A 6,874-nucleotide genomic window follows, 5' to 3' on the forward strand; every position below is an offset into this window, starting at 1 on the left:
TGCGCGCTACCTCGACTTTCTCGCCACCGCGCATGCCGAGTGGTCGACGCTGCCGGGTGCCTCGGCCGAGGTGCATGCCAACGTGTTCGCGATGCGCCGCCACGGCGGCGGCTATCCGCGCTCGGTCGAGGGCCGCGCGTCCTTCCACTTCCACGACCAGCTGGCTCCGATCGGGCCCACGACCTGGGAGGCTGCGCGCGCCGCCGCGGACCTGGCCGTCGAGGCCGCCGAGCGCGTGCTGCGTGGCGCGCGCTGCGCCTATGCGCTGTGCCGGCCGCCCGGCCACCATGCCTATGCCGACATGGCCGGCGGCGGCACCTACCTCAACAATGCCGCGATCGCCGCCGAACATCTGCGCCAGCGCTTCGCGCGCGTCGCGGTGCTCGACCTCGACGTGCACCATGGCAACGGCACGCAGGACATTTTCTGGCGCCGCGCCGACGTGCTCTTCGTCTCGCTGCATCGCGACCCTGTCGACTACCACCCGTTCTTCGCGGGCCATGCCGACGAGCGCGGCGAAGGAGAGGGCGAGGGCTTCACGCTGAACCTGCCGCTGCCCGCGGGCACGGGCGACGCGGACTACCTGCGGCAGCTCCGGCCCGCGCTCGAGCGCATCGAGCGCTTCGAGCCCGAGGCGCTGGTGGTGTCGCTGGGCCTCGATGCCCATGTGTCGGACCCGGCCGCGGGACTGCGGCTCACCGAGGTGGGCTTCGCCGGCATGGGCCGGCAGGTGGCATCGCTGGGGCTGCCGACGGTGCTGGTGCAGGAAGGCGGCTACAACCCCGCGGTGGTCGGAGCGTCGCTGGTGGCGTTCCTCGACGCCTGGCGCTGAGCGCGCGGGCCGATCAGGCCTCGGCGGCTTCGAGGCTCTGCTCGTATTCCTTGAGGAAGCGCTCGATGCTCGGCCCGGCCGACATCAGGTCGGCCCGGATGGCCGTCACGGCGGCGGCCGGGTCGCGGCGCGCGAGCGCGTCGAGCAGCGCATCGTGCTGGCCATAGCCCTGGTCGTACGAACCGTCGGACTTCTCGTAGAAGGCGCGCAGGATCGGGCCCATCGAGGCCCACATGTTCTCGATCATCGACAAGAGCCGCGGCAGGCCGCAGTGCTCGTAGACGCCGAAATGGAACTCGCGGTTGTAGCGCAGCTGGTTCTCGGGATGGTGCGCCGCCTCGGCCTGCGCAAATTTCTTGTTGATCCGCACCAGCTCCGCCACGTCCTTGTCGCTGACCTTGAGCGCGGCCTGCTCGACCGCCGCGCTCTCGAGCGCCACGCGCACCGTGCGGATCTCGATGTAGCGCTCCAGGCTCAGCGGCGGCACGATGATCTGCTTGGCCGTTTCCATCTCGAGCGCATGCTCGCTGACCAGCCGCAGCAGCGCCTCGCGCACCGGCGTGTCGCTGGTGCCGAACATCTGCGCCGCCTCGCTGATGCGGATCCGGTCGCTGGGCATGAAGCGCCCGGCGATCAGCGATTCGCGCATCTCCGAGTACACGCGCGCGGCGAGGTTGGTCTTGTCGATGGGTTTGATCTTGGGTTTCACGGGTTCTTTTCAGGCGGGTCGCGCGAAAACGAGCATATCGCGGGATTGCCATCCCAGAGCGACGTCCGCGCCCACCACGGTATCGCTGGGCAGCGTGCCGTGGCCGAGCTTGGCCACGATCTGGTCGCCGTTGCGCAGCCGCGCGATCAGCCGCGTGTGGTCGCCCAGGTAGACCAGGTCGACCACCTCGGCGCTGACCTGCACGCCCTGGCCGTCGGCCAGCCGCACGCACTCGGGCCGCACCAGCGCGCAGCCCGCGCCCGCCGGATGCGCTGCCTGCCCCTGGCCGGCCTCGGGCAGCGGGATCCGCAGGCCGTCGCGCAGCTGCAGCACGCCCGCGGCCTCGATCGTGCCGTCGAGCCGGTTGTTCTCGCCGATGAAGGTGGCGATGTAGTCGGTGGCGGGCGCGTCGTAGATGGTGCGCGGCGGCGCCAGCTGCTCGATGCGGCCGTCGTGGAAGACCGCGACCCGGTCGGACATCGTCAGGGCCTCGCCCTGGTCGTGCGTGACGTAGACCACCGTCACGCCCAGCTCGCGGTGGATCTGCTTGATCTCGTACTGCATGTGCTCGCGCAGGTTCTTGTCGAGCGCGCCGAGCGGCTCGTCCATCAGCACCAGCTCGGGGTCGAACACCAGCGCGCGCGCCAGCGCCACGCGCTGCTGCTGGCCGCCCGAGAGCTGGCCCGGCTTGCGCTCGGCCATGCCCGCGAGCCGCACCAGCTGCATCGCGCGGTCGACCTTGTCGCGCAGCGCCTGCCCCGAGATGCCGCGCATCCTCAGCGGATAGGCCAGGTTCTGCGCCACGCTCATGTGGGGGAACAGGGCGTAGTTCTGGAACACCATGCCGATGCCGCGCTTGTGCGGCGGCACGTCCTGGATCGGCCGGCCGTCCATGAGGATGCGTCCGCGCGTCGGGTTCTCGAAGCCGGCCAGCATCATCAGCGTGGTGGTCTTGCCCGAGCCCGAGGCGCCCAGCAGGGTGAGGAATTCGCCGCGGCGGATCGCCAGGTTCAGGTCGGGGATGACGAGGTGCTCGCCGTCGTAGCTCTTCTGGACGCCGATCAGCTCGATCAGCGGTCGTTCGGCCGTGGTGTTCACGCTGCTTCCTTTCGCGGTGCGGCGGCGGGTGCCTTCCAGGGATCGCGCGCGGCCACCTGGTCGAGCGCGGCGCCGAGGGTGCGCGCCATCCATTCGACCTGGGCCTCGTCGAGCACGTAGGGCGGGCTCAGCGCGATCACGTCGCCCATGTTGCGCACGATCAGCCCGCGCTCGCGCGTGGCCTGCTCGACCTGGGCGCCCACGCCCTGCGCGGGATCGAAGGCCTCGCGCGTGTCGCGGTTGCGCACCAGCTCGATGCCCGCGATGAAGCCCTTGCCGCGGATCTCTCCGACCAGCGGATGCGCGGCCAGCGGCGCCAGGCTCGCGTGCAGCCGCTCGCCAAGGCGCCGGGCATGGGCCGGCAGGTCCATCTGCTCATAGATCGACAGCGCCTCGAGCGCCACGGCCGCGCCCAGCGGATGGCCGGAGTAGGTGAAGCCGTGGCCGAAGCCGCCGGTGCGGCCGCTCTCGGCCTCGATGACCTCGTACACCCGAGGCGCCACCACCACGCAGGAGATCGGCGCGTAGCCGGCCGACAGCCCCTTGGCGCAGGCCATCATGTCGGGCTCGAAGCCGAAGGACTGCGCGCCGAACCATTCGCCGGTGCGGCCGAAGCCGCAGATGATCTCGTCGGACAGCATCAGGATGCCGTGGCGCCGCAGCACCGCCTGCACGCGCGGGAAGTAGCCCTCGGGCGGCACCAGCACGCCGCCGGCGCCGATGATCGGCTCGGCGATGAAGGCCGCGATGGTGCCGGCGCCCTCGCGCTCGATGGTGTGTTCCAGGTCGGCCACCAGGCGGTCGACGAAGGCCGCGTCACTCTCGCCGGGCAGGGCGTGGCGGTAGGCCGAGGGGCATTCGAGCCGCACGATGCCGGGGATCGGCAGGCCGAAGGCGGCATGCATGTTCGGCAAGCCCGAAAGGCTCGCGCCCATCACCGTCGAACCATGGAAGCCCCGTTGGCGCGCCAGGATCTTGCGGCGCGCCGGCTCGCCGCGCGCGATGTGGAAGTTCCAGGCCAGCTTCACCATGCTGTCGTTGGCTTCCGAGCCCGAGGTGGCGAAGAACACGCGCGCATCGCGCATCGGCGCCAGCGCCGCCACCTTGGCCGCGAGCAGCGAGGCGACATCGGTCGAGCGGTGGTTGAAGGTGTGGTAGTAGGGCAGCCGGCGCATCTGGCGCAGCGCGGCGTCCACCAGCCGCGACTCGGAGAAACCCAGCGAGGCGCACCACAGGCCGGCCATGCCCTCGAGGTAGCGCTGGCCGTGCTCGTCGAACACGTAGGCGCCTTCGCCGCGCACCATCACGAGCGGGCCGCGGCTGCGATGGGTCTGGAGGTTGGTCTGGGAATGCAGGTGGTGTGCCGTGTCGGCCTTGCCGACGGCGCTGTGGCGCGCCGTGTCCGGGGAGAGGGTTTCGATGTCGGTCATGGTCTGGGTTTGGATGCAGGATATATCCTATATGACGAATCGAAGCGGTGCAAGCCGATGGCTGGCGGCGCGAAAACGCTGAATGGAAGGGGGCGGCGGGCACGCGAAGGCCCATGCGCAGCGCGGCCGGGCCGAAGATGACCGGGCGGAGGGAATACCAAAGGATGAAGGGGCTCGGCGCTCGCGCCCTCAGCGGTGGAGGGCGTTGGTCAGGGAAAAGATGGCGCCAGGAAGCTGCCGGACAAAGCTGTGCACCGCACAAACTTTAAGCAGACTATTGTTTCCCCTTTGAAAACAACGAGTTAGATCGCTTTTACAACGCAGTACCTGAGTTATCCACAAAGTTGCCCACGGAAAATGGGGAGCACTTGGACATCATCAGCTCGCGCGCGGAGAAGGCGCGGCGCAGGTGGGGCCGCGGCAGTGCGAAGGTCGGGCGGTCGCGCTCCTCGATCCAGTGCGAACCCACGCCGTAGACCGCGTTCTGCACCTCGCACACGATGCGGGCCTCGCGCCGGGCCGCGGCCGTGGCCGGCACCCACATGCCGCCATCGTGGTGCTCGTCGTCCTCGTGGTGGCGCACATCCCAGCGCCAATGGACGCGGATCTGGGCGGTCTCCACACCCGGAAAGATCTCGGCGATGAAATTGTTAAAAATCATTAACTGCATGCTAGGCAGGCCCGGCGGAGGCACAAGGGCCGCCGACGAAACCTGCCTTCAAGGCTGTGCAGTTTTCCTCACTTTTTGACACATTTTTGTTCCGTGTCACGTTTCGTTTGTTCCCGAGGGAACGTAACGCCCGTAACGCCGGCAGCCCCGAAGGGCGGTCGGATGCCCGGGTTCAGGCGTCTACAGGCAGTCTCAGTCCCGTTCGCGTGTCGAACAAATGGACCTTGCGCACGTCGGGCAGGAAGCCGATCCGGTCGTCGACCCGGGCCTGGGTGCGCTCGCGCAGCACGCAGTTGAGCCGCAGCGTCTCGCCGATGCCGAGCACCACGTGGGTCTCGGGCCCGGTCGGCTCGATCGACCGCACCACGGCCGAGCGCTCGCCCGGAACGCCGCCGCCCAGCGCGATGTCCTCGGGCCGCACGCCGTAAGTGCAGTCCTGGCCGGCCCAGCGCCGTGCCGCCCCGGGCAGCGCCAGCACCAGGCCTTCGGGGGTGCGCAGCACCGGCGCGCCGCCGTCGGGCGACTCGACACGGCCCGGCACGAAGTTCATGGCCGGCGAGCCGATGAACCCGGCCACGAAGACGTTGCGCGGCCGGTCGTAGAGCTCGAGCGCCTCGCCCATCTGCTCGACCACGCCGTCGCGCATCACCACGATGCGGTCGGCCATGGTCATGGCCTCGATCTGGTCGTGCGTGACGTAGACCATGGTGGTGCCGAGCCGGCGGTGCAGCGCCTTGATCTCGGCGCGCATCTGCACGCGCAGCTTGGCGTCGAGGTTCGACAGCGGCTCGTCGAACAGGAACACCTGCGGATCGCGCACGATGGCACGGCCCATGGCCACGCGCTGGCGCTGGCCGCCCGAGAGCTGTTTCGGAAAGCGCTGCATCAGCGGCTCGAGCCCGAGGATCGCGGCCGCGTTGGCCAGCCGGCGCTCGATCTCGGCCTTGGGCTCGTTGCGCATCTTCATCGCGAAGGCCATGTTGTCGGCCACCGTCATGTGCGGGTAGAGCGCGTAGTTCTGGAACACCATCGCGATGTCGCGCTCCTTGGCCGGCAGGTGGTTCACCAGCCGCTCGCCGATCCGGATCTCGCCCGCGCTCACGCGCTCGAGCCCCGAGATCATGCGCAGCAGGGTCGACTTGCCGCAGCCCGAGGGCCCGACCAGCACCACGAACTCGCCGTCGGCCATCGGGATGCTGACCTCCTTGATGACGGCCGTGTCCCCGAAGGACTTGCTGACCTTGTCGATCTGGATCGCTGCCATGGCGCGCTCAGGCCTTCGCTTGCGCTGCGCGCCATGCCTCGTAGGCGCGGCGGCTCTCGTCCGAGGGCGGATAGAGGCCGAAGGTGGACGCGCCCTGGTCGACCTGGCGCGTGACGTAGTCCTCGAACTCGGTCATCTGCGCGGCCTCCTCGGCCACCTCGTCGACCAGGTGCGGCGGGATCACGATCACGCCCTCGGCGTCGCCCACGATGACGTCGCCCGGGTAGACCGGCACGCCGCCGCAGCCGATGGGCACGTCGATGTCCATCGCATGGTGCTTGGTGAGGTTGGTCGGCGCGGCCGGCTGGCGGCAGTACACCGGGAAGTCGAGCTCGCGCAGCTCGGGCGTGTCGCGAAAACCGCCGTCGGTGACCGCGCCCGCGGCGCCGCGCCGCAGCATGCGCGTGATCAGGATGGCGCCGGCCGAGGCCGCGCTGGCATCGCCGCGGCTGTCGATCATCAGCACGTGGCCGGGCGGAATGGTCTCGACCACCTTGCGCTGGGCGTTCTCGCGGTCGGCGAACACGCCCAGGTGGTCGAGGTCCTCGCGCGCCGGGATGTAGCGCAGCGTGGTCGCCAGGCCCACCATGCGCGCGGCGCGCCGGTTGAGCGGCAGCGCGCCCTGCACCACGGCATTGCGCAGGCCGCGCTTGAACAGCGCGGTCGACAGGGTGGCGATGCTGATGCCGCGCAGTTGCGCCGCGCGCTCGGGGCTGAGGGTCGGGGTCGTGGAGGTGGTCATGGATGAAGGCCTGGAAAAGTGGATCTGTGCGGTGGATCAGGCGGCGCCGATCGGCTGCGCGAAGGCGAGTCGGTTGCGCTCGCGCGCCTGCTGCAGCTGCGGGTGCGCGAGCAGGGTGCGCAGCAGCGC

Annotated in this window: 7 protein-coding genes; 1 reads left to right on the top strand and 6 read right to left on the bottom strand. The window is 69.8% G+C overall.

What is annotated here, in order from left to right:
• Positions 1-832 (top strand): histone deacetylase family protein (locus tag AC27VN_RS28310; protein WP_490878688.1); only part of this gene is annotated, 832 nt, incomplete at its 5' end.
• 13 nt (positions 833-845) lie between these two features.
• On the opposite strand, the gene AC27VN_RS28315 is transcribed toward AC27VN_RS28310, so the two are convergent.
• From AC27VN_RS28315 to AC27VN_RS28340, 6 genes are all read right to left on the bottom strand, one after another.
• The gene (locus AC27VN_RS28315; RefSeq protein WP_057590058.1) at positions 846-1,541 is read right to left on the bottom strand and encodes a GntR family transcriptional regulator; all 696 of its coding nucleotides are present in this window, start codon (positions 1,539-1,541) and stop codon (positions 846-848) included.
• Between the two features lie 9 nt (positions 1,542-1,550).
• Complete coding sequence (locus tag AC27VN_RS28320) at positions 1,551-2,639, bottom strand: ABC transporter ATP-binding protein (RefSeq protein WP_281081662.1); 1,089 nt, start codon at positions 2,637-2,639, stop codon at positions 1,551-1,553.
• Entirely contained in the window at positions 2,636-4,069 is a 1,434-nt protein-coding gene (locus tag AC27VN_RS28325; RefSeq protein ID WP_490878689.1) for an aminotransferase, read from the bottom strand. Before AC27VN_RS28325 ends, AC27VN_RS28320 begins: the two co-directional genes overlap by 4 nt.
• Positions 4,070-4,382: 313 nt before the next feature.
• Positions 4,383-4,739 (bottom strand): hypothetical protein, encoded by a 357-nt coding sequence (locus tag AC27VN_RS28330; protein ID WP_490878690.1) that lies wholly within the window; start codon positions 4,737-4,739, stop codon positions 4,383-4,385.
• A 172-nt stretch (positions 4,740-4,911) separates the two neighbouring features.
• Positions 4,912-6,003: an ABC transporter ATP-binding protein gene (locus AC27VN_RS28335; RefSeq protein WP_490878691.1), complete on the bottom strand. Its 1,092-nt coding sequence runs from the start codon at positions 6,001-6,003 to the stop codon at positions 4,912-4,914.
• A 7-nt stretch (positions 6,004-6,010) separates the two neighbouring features.
• Positions 6,011-6,745 (bottom strand): ribonuclease activity regulator RraA, encoded by a 735-nt coding sequence (locus AC27VN_RS28340; protein WP_093345656.1) that lies wholly within the window; start codon positions 6,743-6,745, stop codon positions 6,011-6,013.
• Positions 6,746-6,874 lie beyond the last annotated feature (129 nt).

It is taken from the genome of Variovorax sp. 20P10.2.4 (assembly GCF_058244205.1).